At 48.7% G+C, this 22312-nt stretch carries 22 protein-coding genes; 21 read left to right on the plus strand and 1 reads right to left on the minus strand.

What is annotated here, in order from left to right:
• Positions 1–211 precede the first annotated feature (211 nt).
• From rimM to WH37_RS11530, 9 genes are all read left to right on the plus strand, one after another.
• On the plus strand, positions 212–736 hold the full coding sequence (rimM, locus tag WH37_RS11490) for a ribosome maturation factor RimM (protein WP_046230690.1): 525 nt from the start codon (positions 212–214) through the stop codon (positions 734–736).
• Between the two features lies 1 nt (position 737).
• The gene (trmD, locus tag WH37_RS11495) at positions 738–1481 is read left to right on the plus strand and encodes a tRNA (guanosine(37)-N1)-methyltransferase TrmD (RefSeq protein WP_046230691.1); all 744 of its coding nucleotides are present in this window, start codon (positions 738–740) and stop codon (positions 1479–1481) included.
• Between the two features lie 171 nt (positions 1482–1652).
• A complete protein-coding gene (rplS, locus tag WH37_RS11500) occupies positions 1653–1994 on the plus strand; it encodes a 50S ribosomal protein L19 (RefSeq protein ID WP_046230692.1) in 342 nt (113 codons plus the stop codon).
• 100 nt (positions 1995–2094) lie between these two features.
• The gene (gene lepB / locus WH37_RS11505; protein ID WP_046230693.1) at positions 2095–2766 is read left to right on the plus strand and encodes a signal peptidase I; all 672 of its coding nucleotides are present in this window, start codon (positions 2095–2097) and stop codon (positions 2764–2766) included.
• A gap of 24 nt (positions 2767–2790) precedes the next feature.
• Positions 2791–3666, plus strand: a complete 876-nt coding sequence (gene ylqF, locus WH37_RS11510; RefSeq protein ID WP_046230694.1) for a ribosome biogenesis GTPase YlqF — start codon at positions 2791–2793, stop codon at positions 3664–3666.
• 60 nt (positions 3667–3726) lie between these two features.
• Positions 3727–4338, plus strand: a complete 612-nt coding sequence (locus WH37_RS11515) for a ribonuclease HII (RefSeq protein ID WP_046230695.1) — start codon at positions 3727–3729, stop codon at positions 4336–4338.
• 295 nt (positions 4339–4633) lie between these two features.
• Positions 4634–6565 carry a hypothetical protein gene (locus WH37_RS11520; protein ID WP_046230696.1) on the plus strand — a complete coding sequence of 644 codons (1932 nt, stop codon included), beginning with the start codon at positions 4634–4636 and terminating at the stop codon, positions 6563–6565.
• Complete coding sequence (locus WH37_RS11525; protein WP_046230697.1) at positions 6562–6867, plus strand: EscU/YscU/HrcU family type III secretion system export apparatus switch protein; 306 nt, start codon at positions 6562–6564, stop codon at positions 6865–6867. Before WH37_RS11520 ends, WH37_RS11525 begins: the two co-directional genes overlap by 4 nt.
• Entirely contained in the window at positions 6860–7270 is a 411-nt protein-coding gene (locus WH37_RS11530; protein ID WP_046230698.1) for a YraN family protein, read from the plus strand. Before WH37_RS11525 ends, WH37_RS11530 begins: the two co-directional genes overlap by 8 nt.
• A gap of 161 nt (positions 7271–7431) precedes the next feature.
• On the opposite strand, the gene WH37_RS11535 is transcribed toward WH37_RS11530, so the two are convergent.
• The gene (locus tag WH37_RS11535) at positions 7432–9003 is read right to left on the minus strand and encodes a YifB family Mg chelatase-like AAA ATPase (protein WP_046230699.1); all 1572 of its coding nucleotides are present in this window, start codon (positions 9001–9003) and stop codon (positions 7432–7434) included.
• Between the two features lie 367 nt (positions 9004–9370).
• Here WH37_RS11535 and sucC point away from each other — a divergent pair, with 367 nt between their 5' ends.
• From sucC to fliF, 12 genes are all read left to right on the plus strand, one after another.
• Positions 9371–10531 carry an ADP-forming succinate--CoA ligase subunit beta gene (sucC, locus tag WH37_RS11540; protein WP_046230700.1) on the plus strand — a complete coding sequence of 387 codons (1161 nt, stop codon included), beginning with the start codon at positions 9371–9373 and terminating at the stop codon, positions 10529–10531.
• A gap of 38 nt (positions 10532–10569) precedes the next feature.
• Positions 10570–11505 carry a succinate--CoA ligase subunit alpha gene (gene sucD / locus WH37_RS11545; RefSeq protein ID WP_046230701.1) on the plus strand — a complete coding sequence of 312 codons (936 nt, stop codon included), beginning with the start codon at positions 10570–10572 and terminating at the stop codon, positions 11503–11505.
• Positions 11506–11667: 162 nt separating this feature from the next.
• Positions 11668–12789: a DNA-processing protein DprA gene (gene dprA / locus WH37_RS11550; RefSeq protein WP_046230702.1), complete on the plus strand. Its 1122-nt coding sequence runs from the start codon at positions 11668–11670 to the stop codon at positions 12787–12789.
• 27 nt (positions 12790–12816) lie between these two features.
• Positions 12817–14916 (plus strand): type I DNA topoisomerase, encoded by a 2100-nt coding sequence (gene topA, locus WH37_RS11555; RefSeq protein WP_046230703.1) that lies wholly within the window; start codon positions 12817–12819, stop codon positions 14914–14916.
• A gap of 163 nt (positions 14917–15079) precedes the next feature.
• The gene (gene trmFO / locus WH37_RS11560) at positions 15080–16420 is read left to right on the plus strand and encodes an FADH(2)-oxidizing methylenetetrahydrofolate--tRNA-(uracil(54)-C(5))-methyltransferase TrmFO (protein ID WP_046230704.1); all 1341 of its coding nucleotides are present in this window, start codon (positions 15080–15082) and stop codon (positions 16418–16420) included.
• Between the two features lie 68 nt (positions 16421–16488).
• A complete protein-coding gene (hslV, locus tag WH37_RS11565; protein ID WP_046230705.1) occupies positions 16489–17037 on the plus strand; it encodes an ATP-dependent protease subunit HslV in 549 nt (182 codons plus the stop codon).
• A 15-nt stretch (positions 17038–17052) separates the two neighbouring features.
• Positions 17053–18456: an ATP-dependent protease ATPase subunit HslU gene (gene hslU / locus WH37_RS11570; protein ID WP_046230706.1), complete on the plus strand. Its 1404-nt coding sequence runs from the start codon at positions 17053–17055 to the stop codon at positions 18454–18456.
• Positions 18457–18483: 27 nt separating this feature from the next.
• Positions 18484–19254, plus strand: a complete 771-nt coding sequence (gene codY / locus WH37_RS11575) for a GTP-sensing pleiotropic transcriptional regulator CodY (RefSeq protein WP_046230707.1) — start codon at positions 18484–18486, stop codon at positions 19252–19254.
• 224 nt (positions 19255–19478) lie between these two features.
• Positions 19479–19886, plus strand: coding sequence for a flagellar basal body rod protein FlgB (gene flgB, locus WH37_RS11580; protein ID WP_046230708.1), 408 nt, complete (start codon positions 19479–19481; stop codon positions 19884–19886).
• A gap of 3 nt (positions 19887–19889) precedes the next feature.
• Positions 19890–20339 (plus strand): flagellar basal body rod protein FlgC, encoded by a 450-nt coding sequence (flgC, locus tag WH37_RS11585; RefSeq protein WP_046230709.1) that lies wholly within the window; start codon positions 19890–19892, stop codon positions 20337–20339.
• A 35-nt stretch (positions 20340–20374) separates the two neighbouring features.
• Positions 20375–20680 carry a flagellar hook-basal body complex protein FliE gene (fliE, locus tag WH37_RS11590; protein ID WP_046230710.1) on the plus strand — a complete coding sequence of 102 codons (306 nt, stop codon included), beginning with the start codon at positions 20375–20377 and terminating at the stop codon, positions 20678–20680.
• 44 nt (positions 20681–20724) lie between these two features.
• Positions 20725–22308, plus strand: coding sequence for a flagellar basal-body MS-ring/collar protein FliF (gene fliF / locus WH37_RS11595; protein ID WP_046230711.1), 1584 nt, complete (start codon positions 20725–20727; stop codon positions 22306–22308).
• The last annotated feature ends 4 nt before the right edge of the window (positions 22309–22312 follow it).

Below are 22312 nucleotides of genomic sequence, written 5' to 3' on the forward strand. Positions count from 1 at the left end.
TATTCACATTGGATATGTATCTGTTTTTACGCAAAACGGCTGCTGCCGCCTTTTTTCGGGCCGGCGTCAGCCGTTTATGCGTGTATCATGAGGATTTTGCATAAATGGCCTTGAATGGCGGAATAACAGCCTAGCAGTGTTCTGCGTTTCATTGATTTATGCAAAATCCTGATCATAAAAAAGAAAACACGAAAGAAAGGATACATGAATAATGAGCGGCAAATGGTTTACAGTTGGCAAAATCGTCAATACGCATGGTCTGCGCGGCGAGTTGAAGGTGCTGTCCCAGACCGATTTTGGAGATATACGTTTTGCAGTGGGCAATAAGCTCGTTATGATACATGAGGAGCATGGCACCAAGCTGGAAATAGAGATTGCGGGCTCCCGTGAGCATAAGGGCAATTATATTCTTAAGCTTAAGGGATATAATGATATTAATGAAGTGGAGAAGTACAAAGGCTGGCTGCTGAAGGTAGCAGAGGAGCAGCTTGGTAAGCTGGATGAAGGGGAATATTATTTCCACGAAATTATCGGCTGCCGCGTTGTGACAGACGAGGGCGAGGAGCTTGGCACTATTTCTGAAATTTTGCGGCCAGGCGCCAATGATGTATGGGTCGTCGACCGTCCTAAAGGAAAAGGTAGCCAAGTGCTTATTCCCGTTATTGATGAAGTATTGCTTAAAGTAGACATTGCTGCGAAGACAGTAACAGTTCATCTTATGGAAGGGTTGATTTAGCGTGAGAGTAGATGTGCTTACGCTCTTCCCTGAAATGTTCGATGGCGTGTTTGGAGCCAGCATTCTTGGCAAGGCACAGGAAAAAGGCATTGTATCGCTGAATGCCATTAATTTTCGCGCTTACTCCGGCAATAAGCATAATACGGTAGACGACTATCCGTATGGCGGAGGCGGAGGCATGGTGCTTAAAGCAGAGCCTGTATTTTCGGCTGTTGAGCACCTGATGGAGCAGGTCGGGACTGGGGCCCGTCCGCGTGTTATTTTAATGTGCCCACAAGGGGAAACCTTCACCCAGCAGAAGGCAGAGGAGCTGGCGAAGGAAGAGCATCTAATCATGATTTGCGGCCATTACGAAGGCTATGACGAGCGTATACGCGAGCATTTAGTAACGGATGAGCTTTCGATTGGCGACTATGTGCTGACTGGCGGGGAACTTCCGGCGATGGTTGTCATCGACAGCGTAGCACGCCTGCTTCCCGGCGTCCTTGGCAATGAAACCTCGGCAGTAACGGATTCATACAGTACAGGCTTGCTGGAGCATCCGCATTATACAAGACCTGCTGTTTTTCGTGATATGGAGGTGCCGGAGGTGCTCATTTCAGGTCACCACAGCCGCATTGAAGCGTGGCGCCGTGAGCAATCGCTGCTTCGTACACGGAGCAGGCGTCCCGACCTGTTGGAGAAGGCTGAATTGACCGCCAAGGAGCGTAAATGGCTTTCTTCTCTGGATAAGCAGCAGTCTTAAATCATGATGTCGGCAGGCGCAGAAAAAGATGTTGAAATTTGGGTTTGAATATGGTATGATTTCAAATGTTGTTCGTATTAATCGGGCGGTCCGCTAATAGTAATGACCCAATTTCAAAAGGGAAGTTGGAGAGCTATTAAGAACGTCTATGGTGGAAGGAGTGAATCCAAGATGAATCTCGTACAAGCGATCACGCAAGAGCAGCTTCGCAAAGACATTCCTAACTTTCGTCCCGGTGACACGTTGAAAGTATACGTTAAAGTTATCGAGGGATCCCGCGAGCGGATCCAGCTATTTGAAGGCGTTGTAATTAAACGTCGTGGCGGCGGTATTAGCGAAACGTTTACAGTACGTAAAATTTCTTACGGTGTTGGCGTGGAAAGAACTTACCCGCTGAACTCGCCTAAAATCGATCGTATCGATGTGGCACGCCGTGGTAAAGTACGTCGCGCTAAACTGTACTACCTACGTAACCTTCGTGGTAAAGCAGCTAGAATTAAAGAAATTCGTTAAGTCGAATAGACAAGAGGGGGCTTGGTTAAACAAGCTCCCTTTCGTTATTCTTACAGCTTGTCAGCAAGTATGAATTCGAAGATGGAAAGAAGGCGTTTTTATGGACCAGCAATCACGTAATGATGAAAATGTAGTTGAAATCACATCAGATAGCGCCGAAACGGCTACTCCATCTGCTGAGTCTGACAAAGCAGCGCCTAGCCAAAAAGCAAAAGCGATGAAAGAAACGGTAGAGTGGATCAAAGCGCTTGCTATAGCGGTCGTGCTGGTCGTCATTATTCGCAGTTTTCTGTTTGCGCCGTTCATGGTAGAAGGTGAATCGATGCATCCAAACTTTGAAACAGGCGAGCGTCTCATTGTGAACAAAATATTGTATAAATTCCGTGAGCCTGACAGAGGCGAGGTTGTCGTGTTCCATGTTCCCGAACAGGGCAGAGATTTTATTAAACGCGTCATTGGACTGCCGGGAGATACGGTCAAGGTTCAAGGCGATGACGTCTACATTAATGATGTGAAATTGGAAGAGCCATACATTGCGGATGCCATTAAGCAGGCTCAAGCAAATGGTCAGCTTTATAATACAGAATCAGATTTTCCTAATGAGCGAATAACGGAAGCGACTGTGCCGGAGGATACGATTTTCGCAATGGGCGACAATCGCAGCAACAGCCAGGACAGCCGTGCCCTTGGTTATATTTCGGATAAAGAGCTTGTAGGACGGGCGGAAGTTATTTTCTGGCCGCTGAACAAGCTGAGCTTTATTAAGCATTAGTTGGTATTTGAATGAGGTGAGAAATTGACGATTCAATGGTTCCCCGGTCATATGACGCGGGCGAAACGACAAATACAGGACAAGCTCAAGCTGATTGATGTAACGATCGAGCTGCTTGACGCACGTATTCCAATGTCCAGCCGGAATCCGATTGTCGATGAAATTTTGGGCGGTAAGCCGCGGCTGATCGTGCTTAACAAATCTGATCTGGCGGATGCTAAGGTGACGGAGCAGTGGATTACGTATTTTAAGGGAGAAGGCCATGAATGTATTGCGGTCGATTCTTCGACAGGAACGCGGGTAAACGAGGTTCCGGTGAAAGCGAAAGAGCTGCTGCAGGAAAAAATTGATCGCCAAATCGCGAAAGGAATTAATCCAAGAGCGGTTCGAGGTCTCATTGTCGGCATTCCGAATGTAGGCAAATCGACGCTGATCAACCGTCTGGCGGGTCGCAATATTGCGCTTACTGGCGATCGTCCAGGCGTAACAAAAGGGCAGCAGTGGATAAAAGCAGGCAAGGATATGGAGCTGCTTGATACGCCGGGCATTTTGTGGCCGAAGTTCGAAGACGAGCTTGTCGGCTATCGCCTTGCAATGACAGGTGCGATCCGCGAGCAGGTTTTGAATATTGAGGATATTGCGTTTTTTGCTTTGAAGGAATTGGTCGACCGTTACTGGAACAGTGTGAAAGAGCGTTTCGAGTTAACGATCGAGCAGCCGGATACGAATGAGTCTGATGAAATCGTCAAGGTGATGGAGGAAATCGGACGCAAGCGGGGTTGTCTGCAAAGCGGAGCGCGTGTTGACCTTGAGAAGGTTTCGGGCATTATTTTGCGGGAGCTTCGTGCGGGTAAGTTCGGCCATATTTCGCTGGAAGCGCCATGGAAGCAAAATAGCTAGATTTTTAATGAAATGAGTGTCCTCGTATACCTGAGGATTTGAAGCGGGGGATAGGCGGATATGTTGGAGTATGAACGTAAGCTGTGGAGCGAAGGCTGTCAGGCGATTGCCGGAGTGGATGAGGTTGGCCGAGGCTGCCTGTTCGGCGATGTCGTCGCTGCTGCTGTCATTTTGCCGCCTGATCTGGTCATTGAAGGGGTAAATGATTCCAAGAAGCTCTCGGAGAAAAAGCGGGACCAGCTTTATGATATCATTATCGAAAAGTGTATCGCATGGTCGGTTACTCGTGTAGACGCTGCTGAAATTGACCGCATCAATATTAAGCAGGCTGCCAGGCTTGCGATGAAGCTTTCCATCGAATCATTGGCGATAGAGCCTGATTATTTGCTCATTGACGCGGAGAAAGTGGATGTGCCAAAGCCGCAGCTTGCGATCATCAAAGGCGATGCTAACAGTCAGACGATTGCTGCTGCATCAATTTTGGCGAAAGTGACGCGTGACCGTTTATGTGTGGATGAATGGGAGCAGCTGTATCCAGAATACGGCATAGCTGTACATAAGGGGTATCCGACGAAGCTGCATCGCGAGCGTTTGCTAGAGTACGGGGCGAGCCCGCTGCATCGCAAAACCTTTCTCGGGAAAATATTTGCGGAGCAGCAGCAATTATTATAAACGAGAAGCGGATTATAAGTTTTTTAACTCTTATTTTGATAATAGGATCAAGCGGTCTGGTAATCGCTGATCTTGCTTAAATAAAGAAAGACGGCGTGCTGTGGATACAGCGCATGTGCCGTCTTTTTTTGTATAATTGGGGTTATACAGGGTGGATTGAGCCAGCAGTGGAAGGGCTGATTCATCATACGAAGGCGACTAGCCGATAAAGGTAATAAAGCATGTTTTGTTAGCAAAGCCGGATGAAGCCTGACGGGCGTAAGCTGAATTTCATCGTAAAACGGGAGCGATGGCAATGAATATTGGACAAATGATGAGAAGCATGCTGGGTGAAGCGTCGGGAACGGATATACGTTCAGCTGAGCTGAAGCCGGGTCAAACGGTACGCGCCCTGGTGCTGCAGGTATCGGACAACAATGAGGCGATTGTGCAAATTAATGGCGTGCAGGTAAGAGCAAAGCTTGAGGTGCCGTTGGCGGCAGGGCAAGCAGCGATGCTTCAGGTCGGAGCGCAGGCAGAGGGCGGCCTTATTATGCTGAAGCAAATAGACGCCGCGCTTGCCGAGCTGCCAGAACAGTCCATCAAGGATCTGCTTAAGCAGTTTGCTTTGCCTGACCAGAAATGGGCGGCGCAAATCATAAAGAACTTAAATCAGGAAGGCATCCCGCTGAATAAGGATGCGGCTCAGGTGTTTCAGCAAGCGGCGGCAGCTATGCCGGCTGGCGCGGATACGGAGCAATGGATGCAGGCGGCAGCATCGGCATTCAAGCGCGGTTTGCCTGTGACGGCTGCCACGATTAGTGCGCTGCAGCAGGTGATGTTTGGTCCAGCGGCGCATGAGCTGCTGGACCAGCTTAGCCAGCTGGCGTCGTCTGCGGCAGCAGCCGGCGGCAAGGAAGCCGCCAGCGGGCAGGCGCAGGCGGGCGGGAAGGAGGCCCAGCTGGCGCAGCAGCTGGGCAAGCTGCAAGCGCTGCTCGGCGAAGGCGCAGAGCTGCTGCGAGGGCTTGGCGGCGGCGAGAAGCCGGGAGCCGCCGCTGGCGAAGCCGGGCGCGCGAATGCGCTGCAGCCGCGCGGAGCAGAAGCGGGAGCCGCTGCGGTGAGAGCAGCGGAGACGGCGGGCAGTGGGCAGCCCGCGAAGGCGAGTGGGGCCGAAGCGGCTGTGGCAGCGAGCAAAGGCGATGCTGCTGGAACGGGTGCCGCTGCTTCGACAGGAGCAGGAGCAGGAGCGGCGGGCAAGGCGGAGGGTAGCCCGGCCAACTGGCTTGGGCAGATGATGAAGTGGCTCGGTGTCGATCACGAGCAGCAGCTCGGAAAGCAGCTGCTTGGCATTCAGACGCAGCCAGCGGCAGGTTCGTCGGAGCAAGGAGCCGCAGAACCAGAGACGGGTGCTGCCAATCAGGCCCGTAGCGGCGCAGAACAGGCGCTGCGCGGTGATAACTCAACTGGGCGCAATGCAAGCTCCGGACAGCTGCAAGAGCGTTCTGGGGCAGCTGAGCGGCCTCAAGGAGCTGCTCAAGCGCAGCAGCAGGCATCAGCGGCGAACGACAAGCTGCCAGAAGGAAGTAAGCTTACCACTGATTTGCTGAAGGCCGATTCTTTAGCGAATACGCTGCAAGGGCACAAAGCGGAGCCATTGCCTGCGCTTGCTCAGGATAATAAGCAGAACATTCAAGAATCGCTGAAAAGCGTGCTGCTCGCGCTGTCAACTTCCGATGACGTGCCCGCCGCGCTAAAAGAGACGGCGCAGCAGCTGGTGCAGCATATTACAGGTCAGCAGCTGCTAATGTCGCCTGAGCGAAATGGCGCTCTTTTTAGCCATCTCACCGTCTTCGTTCCTTTTAAGGGGGATGACGGCAATCAGACAGCATCGGTTCATATTCAAACGAGGCGAGGTCGCAAGGGCGAGCTGGATGCGGATAATTGCCGGCTGCTATTTGATTTATCAATGAAAACGCTTGGAGATACGGTGGTAGACGTTCATGTCGTGGACAAAATAGTAAGCTTGACGTTGTGGAACAATCATCCGGCAATGGACGGTCTTGCCCAGTCTTCCCGAGCGGAAGTAGCAGAGAGCTTGAATCAGGCGGGCTACCAGCTGTTATCGCTGCGAACCTCTCCGATTGTTGAGAATGAAGAAAATGCTGCTGAGGGAGCAGCAGAAGGACATATTACTGCCCCAAGGACGTTTCTTTCTGGCCGTTATAAAGGGGTTGACCTGAAAGCATGAGCGCAGAAGAAAACAAGAACAACAAATCCGAACCGATACGGCGGGCGGTTGCGCTCAAATACGAGCCGGGCGTCGGAACAGCCCCCGTCGTCGTTGCGAAAGGCAAAGGCTATTTAGCAGAGCAGCTAATAGAAAAGGCGAAGGAAAACGGCATACCGATGCAGGAGGATGCTTCACTTGTGGAAGTGTTGTCTAAGCTGGATATCGATCAGACGATTCCGCCTGAGCTCTATACGCTGGTAGCGGAAATACTCAGCTTTGTTTATCGCTCGGATCGTAAGGCGAGGGATTTGAATGACTAACAGAAAGCAAGACCAGCCTGATCTACCTAGCAGCAAACGTGCTGACAAGCGGAAATGGACCGGAAAGCTTGGGGAAGCTGCCGCAGAAGCCTATTTGCTGGATGCCGGCTATTCCATTGTGGAACGCAACTGGCGCTGCCGGTCGGGAGAGCTGGATCTCATTGTATGCGGGGAAGACAAGCTGGTGTTTGTTGAGGTGCGTACACGCCGATCAGGCGGGCGTTTCGGGACAGCTGCTGAGTCGGTTGACTGGCGCAAGCAAAAACAAGTGGCGGAGACAGCACAAGTCTATTTGAAGCTGACCCGGCAGTTGGAGAGGAGCATACGCTTTGATGTCATTGCTATTACGCTGGAGCACGATGATGCAATAAGAGAGCTGAAGCATATAATAGCGGCATTTTAGCGATGCTTAGCCAGATTAAGGCCAATTAGGAATGAAGTTTATCCATCCTGCACCAAAATGACAAGGAGCATCACTGCGCAATAAGCGGTGATGCTCCTTTTGTAATTTTGATTGCTTAAATCGGCTCTAACCCTATAAAGCTTAACTATTTCCTGAAAAGCTCATAGGCTTAGCCTGCGATATTGGATAGCTTCTGCTACATGCTCGACCTCAATATATGAGCTGCCTTCAACATCAGCTACAGTTCGCGAAAGGCGCATAATGCGGTCATGGGCACGCATACTAATATGGAGCGTTTGGAGGGCGTGTCCTAGCAGCTCCGCAGCATCCTGACGAATCAGCATCGCCCGGTGAAGGGCTGCGCCGGACAAGCTTATATCCGTCGTAATTTTCAGCTTTGCATAACGTGCTTTCTGCCGTTCTCGTGCCGTTTCAACCTGACGGCGCATCGCTTCAGAAGACAGACTATTTCGGCTGTTATCCGTTATAGAGCTGCCAAGATCAATGGGCTGCGGAACCTCAAGCTGGATATCGATTCGATCGAGAAGCGGGCCGGACAGCTTGGATTTATAGCGGGCAATTAGAGCGTCTGTGCAGGTACATCGTTTATCTAAGGTTTCATGCCCTGAAAATCCGCAAGGGCACGGATTAAAGGACACGGCTAAAATCATTCGCGCTGGAAAATGAAAAACGGCTCTAGAACGGGCAATCGTCACGATTCCGTCTTCCAACGGCTGCCTTAGCACCTCAAGAGTTTGCCGGGAAAACTCAGGCAATTCGTCCAAATACAGCACCCCATGGTGGGCGAGTGTCACTTCGCCGGGCTTTGGCACAGAGCCGCCGCCTACAAGCCCGCCCGCAGAAATCGTATGATGCGGGGCGCGGAAAGGAGCGGCAGCGATCAGCCCTTGATTGTCAGTGGACAGCTTACCGGCAGCGCTATATATTTTGGTCACTTCAATCGCTTCCTGCTCGGATAGAGGCGGGAGAATGCTTGGCAGCCTGCGAATCATCATCGTTTTCCCAGTGCCTGGAGGGCCTGAAAACAGCACATTATGCCGACCAGCAGCAGCAATAACAAGCGCACGCTTGGCTAACTGCTGTCCAATAACATCGCTGTAGTCGCCATAGCCAGACGCAAGCATAGGTTTATTTTCACCCAACAGCCCTGAATAGCTCTTGCTGCCATTCTGTTGTGCGGGGATATAGCGAATCGCCTCCAGTCCCTCGCTATCCTGTGGACGCAGATCCATTAAATGCGTGATCCCGAAAAGCTCCATACCCGCTATCCAGGCGGCCTCTGGAGCATTGGCGAGCGGCAGCAGCACGCGGCTGATGCCTGATTTTTTGGCCTGCTCGATCATCGCAAGCACACCAGTAACTGGCCTAATAGAGCCGTTAAGCGACAGCTCGCCAAGCATCATCGTGTTATGAAAGGGGGCGGCATTTAATTGTCCGCTAGCCGCCAAAATACCAGCAGCTATTGCAAGGTCAAACGCCGTGCCTTCCTTACGCAAATCGGCTGGGGCGAGGTTAACGGTAATACGCTCCATCGGGAATGTGAAGCCGCTATTTTTAATAGCAGCCCGTACCCGTTCGACGGATTCCCGCACAGCGGGATCGGGCAGCCCGACTACCGCAATTTGCGGCAGGCCGCTTGCGATATCGACCTCAACTGCAATTTCTTTGCCTTCGACGCCATAAACGGTCGCGCTCTGCATTAAGCTGAACATAACAAAAAGCACCTCCAAATAGTGGGATGAAGGTGCTTCCTTACGTCCTGTATGTCACGGTTATGATTTTAAATGAAATGCCATATTAAATGCACTTATGGAGTAGCAAACGTCTGCTTGGTACAAACTAATCATAATGGGCGCTGTCCATTTTTGTCAAATATTGAATGAAAGGGCGGTGGAGACGAGCAAAAGTCCGTAAATTAGCGGATTGTGGCGTTTAATCTCAAATTGAGATTGAATCCATATCAAAAAAGCCGAAGTATTCTTGCACGAATATAAGGTAACACCAGAGGAAAAATGCTATGATAATAGATGTTTGTGTACATACGACTGATTTCGGTCTATGAAATGGAGGATTTCAACAATGAATATCCATGAGTATCAAGGCAAAGCGTTATTGAAACAGTATGGTGTAGTTGTGCCTGAGGGCAAAGTTGCGTTCACCGTTGATGAAGCGGTTGCAGCAGCAGAAGAGCTTGGTACGAAAGTTGTTGTTGTAAAAGCACAAATCCATGCGGGAGGCCGCGGTAAGGCTGGCGGCGTTAAAGTCGCAAAAAGCTTGGATGAAGTTCGCGCATATGCAGGAGAAATCCTTGGTAAAGTGCTCGTTACGCATCAAACAGGTCCAGAAGGCAAAGAAGTTAAGCGCCTTCTTATTGAGCAGGGCTGTGACATCAAGAAAGAATATTATATCGGTGCTGTTCTTGACCGTGGTACAGGCCGCGTCGTCATTATGGCTTCAGAGGAAGGCGGCACGGAAATTGAAGAAGTAGCCGAGCATTCCCCTGAGAAAATTTTCAAGGAAATCGTTGATCCGGCTGTGGGCCTGCAAGTGTTCCAGGCGCGTAAGCTTGCTTATGCAATCAACATTCCAACTGAGCTCGTTAACAAGGCGGTTAAGTTCATGATTTCCTTGTACACAGCTTTCGTAGAAAAAGATTGTTCTATTGCCGAGATCAATCCGCTTGTCGTAACGGGCGATGGTGAAGTAATGGCACTGGATGCGAAGCTGAATTTTGACTCCAATGCGCTATACCGCCACAAGGATATTGTCGCATTGCGCGATCTGGAAGAGGAAGATGCGAAAGAAATCGAAGCTTCCAAATACGATCTCAGCTACATTGCTCTGGACGGCAACATCGGCTGCATGGTTAATGGTGCAGGCCTTGCTATGGCGACAATGGACATTATCAAATATTATGGCGGCGACCCTGCGAACTTCCTGGACGTAGGCGGCGGTGCAACGAAAGAGAAAGTAACAGAAGCGTTCAAAATCATTTTGTCCGATGAAAATGTTAAAGGTATTTTCGTTAATATTTTTGGGGGCATTATGCGTTGTGACGTTATTGCGGATGGCGTTATTTCAGCAGCGAAGGAAATTGGCCTCGATCGTCCGCTTGTCGTAAGATTGGAAGGCACAAATGTTGATTTGGGTAAAAAAATGCTGAACGAGTCGGGACTGAACATCGTAGCAGCGGACTCTATGTCAGACGGCGCACAAAAAATTGTCGCTCTCGTGAAATAAATACGCGTATGAATTCATGGACGGGGATGTGAGATTCGATGAGCATTTTGGTAAACAAAGATACTAAAGTTATTACGCAGGGGATTACAGGCGCAACAGGCTTGTTCCATGCTAAAGGCGCACTCGATTACGGTACGCAAATGGTAGGCGGAGTAACGCCGGGTAAAGGCGGAACTAACGTTGACATTACTCTTGAAAACGGTTCAACGGTATCGCTTCCAGTGTTTAACACAGTTGAACAGGCGGTAAAAGCGACAGGCGCTACAGCTTCGGTTATTTATGTGCCGCCGGCATTTGCTGCTGATTCCATTCTTGAAGCGGTTGACGCTGGCCTTGATCTTGTAATTTGTATTACGGAAGGTATTCCGGTACTGGACATGGTCAAAGTTAAGCGCTACATGGAAGGCAGCAAAACGACGTTGATCGGACCTAACTGCCCAGGTGTTATTACACCAGACGAATGTAAAATCGGCATTATGCCAGGCTATATTCACACTAAAGGCCATGTAGGCGTTGTTTCCCGCTCGGGAACATTGACTTACGAAGCGGTTCACCAACTGACGACTCGCGGCATTGGACAGTCCTCTGCAGTCGGTATTGGTGGCGACCCAGTGAAAGGCTCCGAGTTTATCGACATTTTGAGCCGTTTCAATGACGACCCTGATACTTACGCGGTTATTATGATCGGTGAAATCGGCGGTACAGCAGAAGAAGAAGCGGCAGAATGGGTTAAAGCCAATATGAAAAAGCCAGTCGTTGGCTTTATTGGCGGCGCAACAGCACCTCCAGGCAAACGGATGGGCCATGCTGGTGCGATCATTTCCGGAGGCAAAGGAACGGCTGCTGAAAAAATCGCTACGCTTGAAGCATGCGGAATTAAAGTAGCACCTACACCTTCGGATATGGGTTCCACGCTTGTATCGGTGCTTGAAGAGCAAGGCCTGTTAGAAAAATGTAAAACTGTTGCAAAATAATAAAGTTTAAAAAAGGTAAGCAACCTTTCGATTCCCGTTCACGGGAGCTGAAAGGTTGCTTTTTTTTATGAAGATGAGAGGGCGACTTGCATTCTTCAGCCATGTAACGCACAATAGGAAGGAATGTAAGGGCGTGCCTCATTATAATGGAGGCCGAATGATATGGAACGTGATCATGACGAATGCAGGCAAATCATAATTATGCTGAGCGAAGTGCCAGGCATTGGCTGGCGCACGATTCAGAAGGCAGTAGCGAGCGGCGCGTGGCGAGAGAGCAGTGGTCAGGATGAAGCAGCCTATGTTAAGGCCGGCTTTAGCATCGAGCAGGCACGATCGGCCGTAAAGCGAATAGGGCAAGGACTTGTTGCTCCAGGCTCTTCCTATGAAAAGGCGGCTGAGCTTGGAGCAGCAGTGATTACACCGCTTGATGCGGCCTATCCAAAATATTTGCTGCAAATTCCGCAGCCGCCATGGGTGTTGTATGCTCTTGGCCGTCTGGAGCTGTTGAAGCGTCCAATTGTAGCAGTCGTCGGAACGCGCAATCCTACTGCATATGGCCGCCATACTGCTTCTATGCTCACTGAGCAGCTTTCGGCAGGCGGGATGACTATTGCGAGCGGTTTAGCTCGTGGAATCGATAGTAAAGCGCATGAAGCGGCTCTGCGTGGGGCTGGAAGTACGATAGCCGTGCTTGCATGCGCCGTAGATTGTTGTTATCCTTCAGAGAATAGAACTTTGTACCGCGATATAGCGGAAAAGGGGCTATTGCTGTCGGAAACGCCGATCGGTACGCCGCTGCATCCTGGAATGTTTCCGCTGCGCAACCGGATTATTGCAGGGCTTTCACTTGGTACTCTCGTTATAGAGGGTGCGATTGGTAGCGGTTCTTTGATTACAGCTGCGCAAGCGCTGGATATGAACCGTGATTTATTCGCTGTGCCGGGCCCGATTTCTTCTCCTAAAAGCGAAGGGCCTAATTCGCTTATTCGCCAAGGCGCAAAGCTGGTTAGCGCGGCCGAGCATATTTTCGAAGAATACACATGGCTTGGCGATGAATTGCTTAAACATTCGCATTCTTCTGCCTTTTCACAGCGCCAATCGGACAAGGAATTGTCCGCTGATGAACGAAAAATTATCGCACTGCTGCGAGAGCGTCCATTATCCATCAATGAATTACACCAGCTGATTGCCGTTCCTTTTGGACATTTAAGCGCTCTTCTGATAAATTTATGTATAAAACGTAGGATCGAGCAGCAGTCTGGATCGCTATATATAGCATTGTAGTAAGCAGTAGAGAGGGGGGCGCCTAACGTGGCAGACTCATTAGTTATCGTCGAATCACCAGCCAAAGCGAAAACAATAGGGAAGTATTTAGGCAGCAAATATATTGTTAAGGCTTCCATGGGCCATATTCGCGATTTGCCGAAAAGTCAGATTGGCGTCGAAGTTGAAAATGATTTCAATCCAAAATATATTACGATTCGCGGCAAAGGCAGCGTACTGAAAGAACTCAAAAGCGCCAGCAAAAAAGTGAAGCATGTTTATCTGGCGGCTGACCCGGATCGCGAAGGGGAAGCTATTGCCTGGCATTTGGCACATTATTTGGAGCTGGATGCCTCGGATACATGCCGCGTTGTATTTAATGAAATAACAAAGCAAGCGGTTAAGGATGCTTTTAAGACGCCGCGCAAAATCAATATGGATTTGGTTAATGCGCAGCAGGCCAGACGTATTCTGGACCGGCTTGTCGGCTACAAAATTAGTCCGCTCTTGTGGAAAAAGGTCAAGAAGGGCCTTTCCGCTGGACGCGTGCAATCTGTATGCGTCAAGCTGATTATTGACCGCGAGAACGAAATTGATGAATTTGTGCCGGAAGAATATTGGTCGATTACCGCAAAGGTATCGCAAAACGGTGTTCCATTTGAGGCCAAATACCATTCTATCGGCGGCGAGAAGCGCGAGCTCGGCAACGAGCAGGAAATGCAAGCTGTGCTGGATGCGATGGAAAGCGGCTCCGATTTTAAAGTGGCGGAAGTGAAAGAAAAGGAGCGTTTGCGCAATCCTGCACCTCCTTTCATAACGAGCTCCCTGCAGCAGGAAGCTGCCCGGAAGCTTGGTTTCAGGGCGTCTAAGACGATGTCGGTTGCCCAGCAGCTTTATGAAGGTGTAGAGCTAGGCAAGGAAGGCACGGTCGGTCTAATTACATATATGAGAACGGACTCCACTCGTATATCTCCGATTGCGCAGGAAGAAGCGAAGGAATATATTACGGAACGCTACGGTGCTCCTTATATGCCGGAGCAGCTTCGCATTTATGCGAAAAAGAACAGCAATGCCCAGGATGCGCATGAAGCGATCAGGCCGACGGCTATCATGCGTGATCCGGATACGATGAAGCCGTTCCTCAGCCGTGATCAATTCCGGTTGTATAAATTGGTATGGGAACGTTTCGTATCCAGCCAAATGTCTTCGGCTGTTCTCGATACGATGACCGTTGATATGATATCTGGCGATGTGAAGTTCCGTGCGAATGGATCGAAGGTCAAGTTTGCCGGATTCATGAAAGTATATGTGGAAGGCAATGATGATGGGGCAGAGGAAGAGCATAAATTCCTCCCGCCCATTGAAGTGGGAGATATGATCCCTGCGGAAGCCATTGAGCCTAAACAGCATTTTACCCAGCCGCCGCCGCGTTTTACGGAGGCCAGACTCGTGAAAACGCTTGAGGAGCTCGGCATAGGGCGCCCAAGTACGTATGCGCCAACGCTGGAAACGATTCAGAAGCGCGGATATGTGGCGATAGAAGAGAAGAAATTTATGCCGACCGAGCTTGGCGACCTTGTTATTCAGCTGATGGAAGAGTTTTTCCCGGAAATTCTCAATGCTGAATTTACAGCCAACATGGAAGGGAATCTCGACCATGTTGAGGAAGGCACGCAGGATTGGGTCAAAGTGCTCGCGACCTTCTACGACTCATTCGAGAAGCGTCTGGAAGTAGCGGAAGAGGAAATGAAGGAAATTGAAATTCAAGATGAGGTTTCTGATGAAATTTGCGAAAAATGCGGCCGTCATTTGGTTTATAAAATGGGACGCTTCGGCAAATTCCTCGCATGTTCCGGCTTTCCGGATTGTCGCAATACGAAGCCGATCGTTAAGGACATCGGCGTGCCTTGTCCGAAATGTGAAGAAGGCAAAATTATTGAACGGCGCAGTAAAAAAGGCCGGATTTTCTACGGCTGTGATACGTATCCAGCTTGCGATTATGTTTCGTGGGATAAGCCTTCAGGCAAACCATGTCCGAAATGCGAAAGCATGCTCGTAGAAAAACGCAATCGCAGCGGAGCAAAGCTGCAATGCCCTTCATGCGATTATTCAGAAGAGCTGCAGGATGAAGAACAGGAAGAAGCATAGAGCAGCATCTACGATGCTGTGCACAGCTCCACGTGTTAGTGGACCCGGTCCTCCCTGCATAGGGAGGACAGCTGTGTTTTATCCGTCCTGTATAAGCTCAAACATTTAAAAAAAATGATATTTATTTGCGCGAAGCGCGTATTATGATTTGGAGGTAAGTTCATTGTCATCATCAACCTATCCAAAAGTCACTGTTATCGGAGCTGGCCTGGCCGGCAGCGAAGCTGCTTGGCAAATCGCATCCCAAGGCGTTCCGGTCGTACTCTATGAAATGCGTCCTGAGACGAAAACGCCAGCCCATCATACGAACCAGTTTGCTGAGCTGGTATGCAGCAACAGCTTGCGTGCCAATGGACTCGCAAATGCCGTAGGCGTGTTGAAAGAGGAAATGCGCCAGCTGGATTCGCTCATTCTTGGCTGCGCTGATCGTCATGCGGTTCCAGCAGGCGGAGCGCTTGCTGTTGACCGGGATGGTTTTTCCGGCGAAGTAACGCGCCTTCTGCATGAGCATCCGCTCGTTGAAGTGCGCAATGAGGAAGTCACGGAAATTCCAACGGACGGAATCGTCATTATTGCGACAGGCCCGCTCACAGCTCCAGCCTTGTCCGCGCAAGTCCGCGAGCTGCTGGGCGAGGAATATTTCTATTTCTATGATGCTGCTGCACCGATTGTGGAGAAGGATTCTATCGATATGAGCAAAGTGTATCTCGCTTCCCGCTATGATAAAGGCGAAGCCGCTTATTTGAACTGCCCAATGACGGAAGAGGAGTTCGAAATTTTCCATGATGCGCTTGTTAATGCCGAGAAAGCGGAAATAAAAGATTTTGAAAAGGAAGTTTATTTTGAAGGCTGCATGCCAATTGAAGTTATTGCAAGCCGCGGCAAGCAAACGGTGCTGTTTGGGCCGATGAAGCCAGTTGGACTGGTGAACCCGCATACGGGCAAGCTGCCTCATGCCGTTATTCAATTGCGTCAGGACAATGCTGCTGGTACACTGTATAACCTGGTTGGGTTTCAAACGCATTTGAAATGGGGCGAGCAGAAGCGGGTGTTCTCACTTATTCCAGGACTTGAAAATGCTGAGTTCGTTCGTTTTGGTGTCATGCACCGCAATACGTTCATCAATTCGCCACGTTTGCTGGAGCCAACCTATCAGCTTAAAAATCGCCCTACATTATTTTTTGCTGGTCAGATGACAGGTGTTGAAGGTTATGTGGAATCAGCAGCTTCCGGATTAATCGCCGGATTCAACGCGGCTCGTCTCGCACGCGATCTCGAGCCGCTCGTGCTTCCTGGAGACACAACGCTTGGCAGTATGGCGCAGTATATTACGACGGCGGATTTCAAACATTTTCAGCCCATGAATGCGAATTTCGGGCTATTCCCGCCGCTTGAGAAACGATTGAAGAGCAAGAAGGAAAAGAATGAAGCGATCGCAAACCGTGCGCTTGCTGGCATTGAGCAATTTAAGCAAGAGCATTTCACGCATTTGGTAAACAACTAATCGTGCGATACAGCCATTTTTGAAAGCTTGGATGAGAACAGGCACATTTGCCTAGAGGAGGCGAAGAGATGGAAATGGAATTTCATGCAACGACGATTTGCGCTGTCCGTCACGAGGGAAAAGGCGCGATTGCAGGGGATGGTCAAGTTACGTTCGGCAACAGCATGGTGATGAAAAATAAAGCGAAAAAGGTACGCCGTTTGTATCGCGGGCAAGTCGTCGCAGGTTTTGCTGGCTCGGTTGCTGATGCAATTACGCTTTTCGAGAAATTCGAGGCGAAGCTTGAGGAGCATCATGGCAATTTGCAGCGCTCGGCTGTAGAGCTGGCAAAAGAATGGCGCTCGGATCGTGTGCTGCGTAAATTGGAAGCGATGATGCTGGTCATGGATCAGACGGGACTTTTACTGATTTCAGGAAACGGCGAAATTATAGAGCCGGATGATGGCATTTTGGCCATTGGCTCGGGCGGCAGCTTTGCCTTGTCGGCAGCTAGAGCACTCAAGCGTCATGCCACTCATCTGGATGCGAAGGAAATGGCGCGTTCGGCGCTGGAAATCGCAGCAGATATTTGCGTTTACACGAATCACAATATTATTGTCGAAGAAATCGGCTCTTAAGCGGAGGAGATTAATATGGCAAATGCAGCGTTAACACCAAGAGAGATCGTAGCGGAGCTGGATAAGTATATTGTCGGTCAAAAGCCTGCGAAACGTTCGGTCGCAATCGCCTTGCGCAATCGTTATCGCAGAAGTCAGCTTGATGAATCGTTGCGTGATGAGGTCGTGCCGAAAAATATTTTAATGATTGGCCCTACAGGCGTTGGTAAAACAGAAATTGCCCGCAGATTGGCAAAGCTTGTTAAAGCGCCTTTCGTAAAGCTGGAAGCAACTAAATTCACCGAGGTAGGTTATGTAGGTCGTGACGTTGAATCAATGGTTCGTGATTTGGTCGAAACAGCGATCCGCATGGTGAAGTCGGAAAAAACCGAGCAGGTAAAAGATAAAGCGGAGAAGCTGGCAAACGAACTGCTTGTCACGCTGCTTGTCCCTTCGAAGGTTAAGGAAAAGACGCAAAAAAATCCGTTCGAGATGTTGTTTGGCAACCAGCAAAACGATAATCTGCAAGCTGAAGAGCCGGAGCAGGATCAGACGATTGTGCAAAGGCGGGCTCAGGTGCAGGCAGATCTTGCTGCTGGCAAGCTTGAAAATGAAATGGTTGAGGTTGAAGTTGAAGATGCTGCGCCGAATATGCTGGACATGCTCGCAGGTGGCCAAGGCCCCGAAGGCATGGGCATGAATATGCAGGAGCTGTTCGGACAGCTGATGCCAAAAAAAACGAAGCGGCGCAAGCTGCCGGTTAAGGAAGCGCGTAAAGTGCTTATTCAGGAAGAAGCAAACAAGCTGATCAATATGGATGATGTTATTTCGGAATCGGTTACACGTGCTGAACAGTCAGGCATTATTTTTATCGATGAAATTGACAAAATTGCGAGTTCCTCGCGTGGCAATGGCCCAGACGTTTCGCGTGAAGGCGTGCAGCGTGATATTTTGCCAATCGTAGAGGGCTCGACGGTTATGACAAAATATGGTCCAGTAAAAACGGATTATGTGCTCTTTATTGCGGCAGGTGCTTTCCATATCGCGAAACCATCCGATTTGATTCCCGAGCTGCAAGGCCGTTTTCCGATTCGGGTGGAGCTAACATCGCTTACGCTTGACGATTTTGTGAGCATTTTGAAGGAGCCAAAAAACGCGCTGACTAAGCAGTACACAGCATTGCTGCAAACCGAAGGCATTGAAATCGAATTTTCGGATGAGGCTATTCATGAGCTGGCATCTATTGCCGCAGAAGTGAATCGGAATACCGAAAATATTGGAGCGAGAAGGCTGCATACGATTTTGGAAAAGCTGCTGGAGGATCTATCCTTCGAAGCGCCTGATATTACGCTGGAACATATGCTGATCACACCGGAATATGTTCGTGAAAAGCTGGGAAGCATTGCGCAAAATAAAGATTTGAGTCAATATATATTGTAGTTGGTATGAGTTTTAGGAGGCAATGGCATGACGCTATTAACAAAAACAAGGACGCTAAACCGCCTGCTGCAGCGGGCGGCTGGCAAGCCGCTTATTTTCAGAGAAATGGCGGAAGTGCTGACGAGCACAATTCAAACGAGTGTATTTGTCGTAAGCCGCAAGGGAAAGGTGCTTGGTTGTGCGGCTGTGAACCCGCATGATCATGACTCGCTGCGTTCTATGTCGGCGGAAGAGCTGCGTTTCCCGCAGGAAAGCAACGAGCAATTTCTTGAGATGACAGAATCGGTTACGAATGTGGCGCCGGATGCTGGTGTTTATGAGACTTTCCCTTCGCTGGGGCAGCAGGAAATTATGACGGTTGTACCGATAACAGGTGGCGGTGATCGCTTAGGTACGTTGATTTTGACCCGGCATCAAGGTGCTTTCGATGATGATGACCTAGTGCTTGCAGAATATGGATCTACCATCGTCGGCATGGAGATTTTGCGTGAGCGTTCGGTAGAAATTGAGCATGAGGCGCGCAGTCGTGCAGTCGTGTCAGTTGCTATTGGTTCCTTATCGTTCAGCGAGCTTGAGGCAGTCGAGCATATTTTTGAGCAGCTGGAAGGCAAAGAGGGGCTGCTTGTAGCCTCCAAAATTGCTGACAGGGTCGGAATTACTAGGTCTGTAATCGTAAATGCCCTAAGAAAATTAGAAAGTGCGGGGGTCATTGAGACTAGATCACTCGGAATGAAGGGTACTTACATTAAGATATTAAATCACCAACTTCTTCAAGAGTTGGAAAATATTAAATCGTAAAATATGAGTCTAAACGACTAAAAAAGCCCTATCTTTTTTTAAAGATAGGGCTTTTTTCTTATTGTAATAATTTGGAGAATTGTTGAATATAAACATGTCGGCAAATATCGACAGCGTGATCTCATTTTTTTAATAATTTAATGTCGAACGAAGCAGGAATGCTACGAAGTGTGTTGAATACCTTATATTAGGATCTTTTAATTATCGAAAGTGGTGATAATAAAGTGAACTTATTAAGCGGATCTTCATTCCAAAGGCTAGAGGGGGCAGTTCATGCAGCAGAAATGCGGCAAAATGTCATTTCGAATAACATAGCCAATGGGGAGACCCCGCACTTTAAACGGTCAGAGGTTGAATTCGAGCAGCTTTTGGAACAACAAATGGGTAATAGCTCACCTAAGCTGAAAGGAAAGCTCACGAATGCAAGGCATATTCCTATAGGTGGGTCGGTCAATCCTACGCCTCAAGTCATAAGCGATAATGAAACCGCCATGAACAATAATGAGAATAATGTGGATATTGATCGGGAAATGTCGTTACTTGCGAAAAATCAGCTGAGCTATAACGCTTATGTGCAGCAAGTCAATCATGAAATCAAAATGATGCGAACAGCAATAGAAGGGAGAGGCTAAAGAGTGAAAATTTCCAGCGGATTTGACGCGAGCGCCTCTGCTCTAACCGCACAGCGCTTACGGATGGATGTTATTTCTTCAAATATTGCGAATGCGGAAACGACGCGAGCCGGTTATGAGAACGGACAATTCGTTCCTTATAAACGGAAAATGGTCGTTTTGGAGCCGTTGAAACCAAGCTTTTCCAATGCGTTGAATGCCAAAATGGGAAAAAGTACAACTACTGGTGGGGTAAAGGTTGCAAAAATCATTGATGACACAGCCCCAACGAAGCTTGTATATAATCCTACCCATCCTGATGCCGATTCAAACGGCTATGTAAATATGCCGAATGTAGACGTCGCGAAGGAGATGGTTGATATGATTTCGGCATCGCGCTCTTATGAAGCCAATGTCACAGCCATTAATTCTTCTAAAGCGATGTTTGTAAAAGCATTGGAAATTGGGAAATAGCAACAACCATTAAACAATAGCCGAGGAGGAATATAGTGATTCAAGCCATTTCAATGAACCAGGTGCAGCCTTTAAAGACGATGTCAGCTGCACCTGCTGAGCAAGCTACTCCGGCAGAACTTACAAAAACATTTAGCCAGTTTTTAAATAACGCAATTGAGGGTGTAAGTGCCCAGGAACAAAATGTACATACGCTTAACGATAAGTTTTTAATTGGTGAAGTTGATGTTTCTCAGGTCATGATTGCTGGCGAAAGAGCGCAGCTTAGTCTTCAACTAACCTCACAAATCCGCAACAAGGTTGTAGAGGCATATCAAGAAATTATGCGGATGCAGGTGTAATGAATTATAAAAAACCTGGCAAAGAATTTGGGTGAGGTGACAAGGTGAACGAGAAAATCGCCCAATTTAGACTGAGAATTTCGCGATTCTGGAGTCAAATGGGAAAAAAACAGAAAATAGGCTTGGGGGCTTCTGTAGGCGTACTGTTGTTATCAATCGTTCTTTTAACTTTTATTTTTACGAGAACGGATTATGAATTGGCTTTTCAAAATCTGGATACGACAGACTCAGCAGCCATTATGAACTACCTGGATAGCAATGGTATCCCTTATGAGCTAGGGAGTGGTGGAACTAGTATTTCAGTACCAAGCGCTGTAGCGGAACGCACTAAGGTAACGATCGGATCTCTTGGTCTTGTGCAAAACGGTTCAATCGGCTTTGAAGCTTTTACACAGAGCTCCTCGACCTTCGGCACAACAGAAAATGAATTTAATGTAAAATATTTAAGTGCCTTAAATGGCGAAATTCAACAATTGCTGAATCGCATGCAAGGCGTGAAAAGTTCTAAAGTGCTTGTGAATTTGCCAGAAGAAAGCGTGTTTCTAACTCCCGAAGAAAAGGATAAAGCATCGGCTTCCATCTCCATGGAGTTTATGGCTGGCTATCGTCCAACTCAAAAGGAAATTGACGGTTATTACAATCTAGTAAAAACGGCAATTCCAGGAACGACAGTGGATAGCATCACCATCTCTGGTCCGCAGGGCGAGCTTTTATCCTCCGAAGCGGGGGGCACGATTGCAGGCACAGCGGAAGCAGTTGACAGCCAATTCCAAATCCAACGCAAATACGAAGCAGAATTGAAAAAGAATATTCAACAGTTTCTGGGACCGATTGTAGGTTCTGAAAATCTAGTCATTAGCATCGGAAGCAGCTTGAACTTCGATAATAAGAAGACAGAAGAACAGCAGGTTGTGCCACTGGCTGACAATAATAATAACGGAATTATTGTAAGTCAGACTGAACAAACCAGTTCTTCTACAGGTGGCTCCAGTGCAGGCGGTGTAGCAGGAACGGGAGAAACGGATGTGCCAGGCTATACAGCAACGGATGGCTCTGGAAATTCTACCTCGGAAGAAAGTTCTTCTACTGTTAATTACGATTTTGGAAAAATCAATCGTACCACGATTTCAGGGCCTTTCGTAATTAAAGATCTATCGATTAGCATCGGTGTTGAAGCAAGTCGTCTCACTCCAGAATCTCGTACAGAGATTACGACATTTTTGACAGGTTTGGTTCGTGCACAGCTTGCCGATTCAGGTCAAGATGTAAATAATGACGATTTGATCAACAAAAAGGTTTCACTTATTGGGCAAACATTTGCTGAAAGCACCGCTACAAACACGATTGGCGGCTTATCAATGGGATGGGCAATCGGAATTGGAGCAGCAGCACTTGCGATTATTGCCGGTTTGATCATTTTGCTCGTTCGCAGACGCAGACAGCAAGCGGCAGAAGCAGCAGCTGAAGCACAGGAAGCTGTTGTAGCATCAACGGCTGTAGAATATCCTACCCTTGATTTTGATAGCTTAAGCAATGACAGCCAAGCACGTAAAAATCTTGAGACACTCGCCAAACGCAAGCCGGATGAATTTGTTAATTTACTTCGGACTTGGCTTGTCGATGAATAGAGGT

Origin of the sequence: Paenibacillus algorifonticola, assembly GCF_000971975.1 — a bacterium.
Taxonomy (GTDB): domain Bacteria; phylum Bacillota; class Bacilli; order Paenibacillales; family Paenibacillaceae; genus Pristimantibacillus; species Pristimantibacillus algorifonticola.

What these genes read in the sequence shown, in the direction of transcription:
- sucD (WP_046230701.1), top strand. Translation starts at nt 10,570, where the DNA reads ATGAGCATTTTGGTAAACAAAGATACTAAAGTTATTACGCAGGGGATT.
- WH37_RS11525 (WP_046230697.1), top strand. Translation starts at nt 6,562, where the DNA reads ATGAGCGCAGAAGAAAACAAGAACAACAAATCCGAACCGATACGGCGG.
- codY (WP_046230707.1), top strand. Translation starts at nt 18,484, where the DNA reads ATGACGCTATTAACAAAAACAAGGACGCTAAACCGCCTGCTGCAGCGG.
- rimM (WP_046230690.1), top strand. Translation starts at nt 212, where the DNA reads ATGAGCGGCAAATGGTTTACAGTTGGCAAAATCGTCAATACGCATGGT.
- WH37_RS11530 (WP_046230698.1), top strand. Translation starts at nt 6,860, where the DNA reads ATGACTAACAGAAAGCAAGACCAGCCTGATCTACCTAGCAGCAAACGT.
- WH37_RS11535 (WP_046230699.1), bottom strand. Translation starts at nt 9,003, where the DNA reads ATGTTCAGCTTAATGCAGAGCGCGACCGTTTATGGCGTCGAAGGCAAA.
- rplS (WP_046230692.1), top strand. Translation starts at nt 1,653, where the DNA reads ATGAATCTCGTACAAGCGATCACGCAAGAGCAGCTTCGCAAAGACATT.
- dprA (WP_046230702.1), top strand. Translation starts at nt 11,668, where the DNA reads ATGGAACGTGATCATGACGAATGCAGGCAAATCATAATTATGCTGAGC.
- sucC (WP_046230700.1), top strand. Translation starts at nt 9,371, where the DNA reads ATGAATATCCATGAGTATCAAGGCAAAGCGTTATTGAAACAGTATGGT.
- WH37_RS11520 (WP_046230696.1), top strand. Translation starts at nt 4,634, where the DNA reads ATGAATATTGGACAAATGATGAGAAGCATGCTGGGTGAAGCGTCGGGA.
- lepB (WP_046230693.1), top strand. Translation starts at nt 2,095, where the DNA reads ATGGACCAGCAATCACGTAATGATGAAAATGTAGTTGAAATCACATCA.
- WH37_RS11515 (WP_046230695.1), top strand. Translation starts at nt 3,727, where the DNA reads ATGTTGGAGTATGAACGTAAGCTGTGGAGCGAAGGCTGTCAGGCGATT.
- hslV (WP_046230705.1), top strand. Translation starts at nt 16,489, where the DNA reads ATGGAAATGGAATTTCATGCAACGACGATTTGCGCTGTCCGTCACGAG.
- hslU (WP_046230706.1), top strand. Translation starts at nt 17,053, where the DNA reads ATGGCAAATGCAGCGTTAACACCAAGAGAGATCGTAGCGGAGCTGGAT.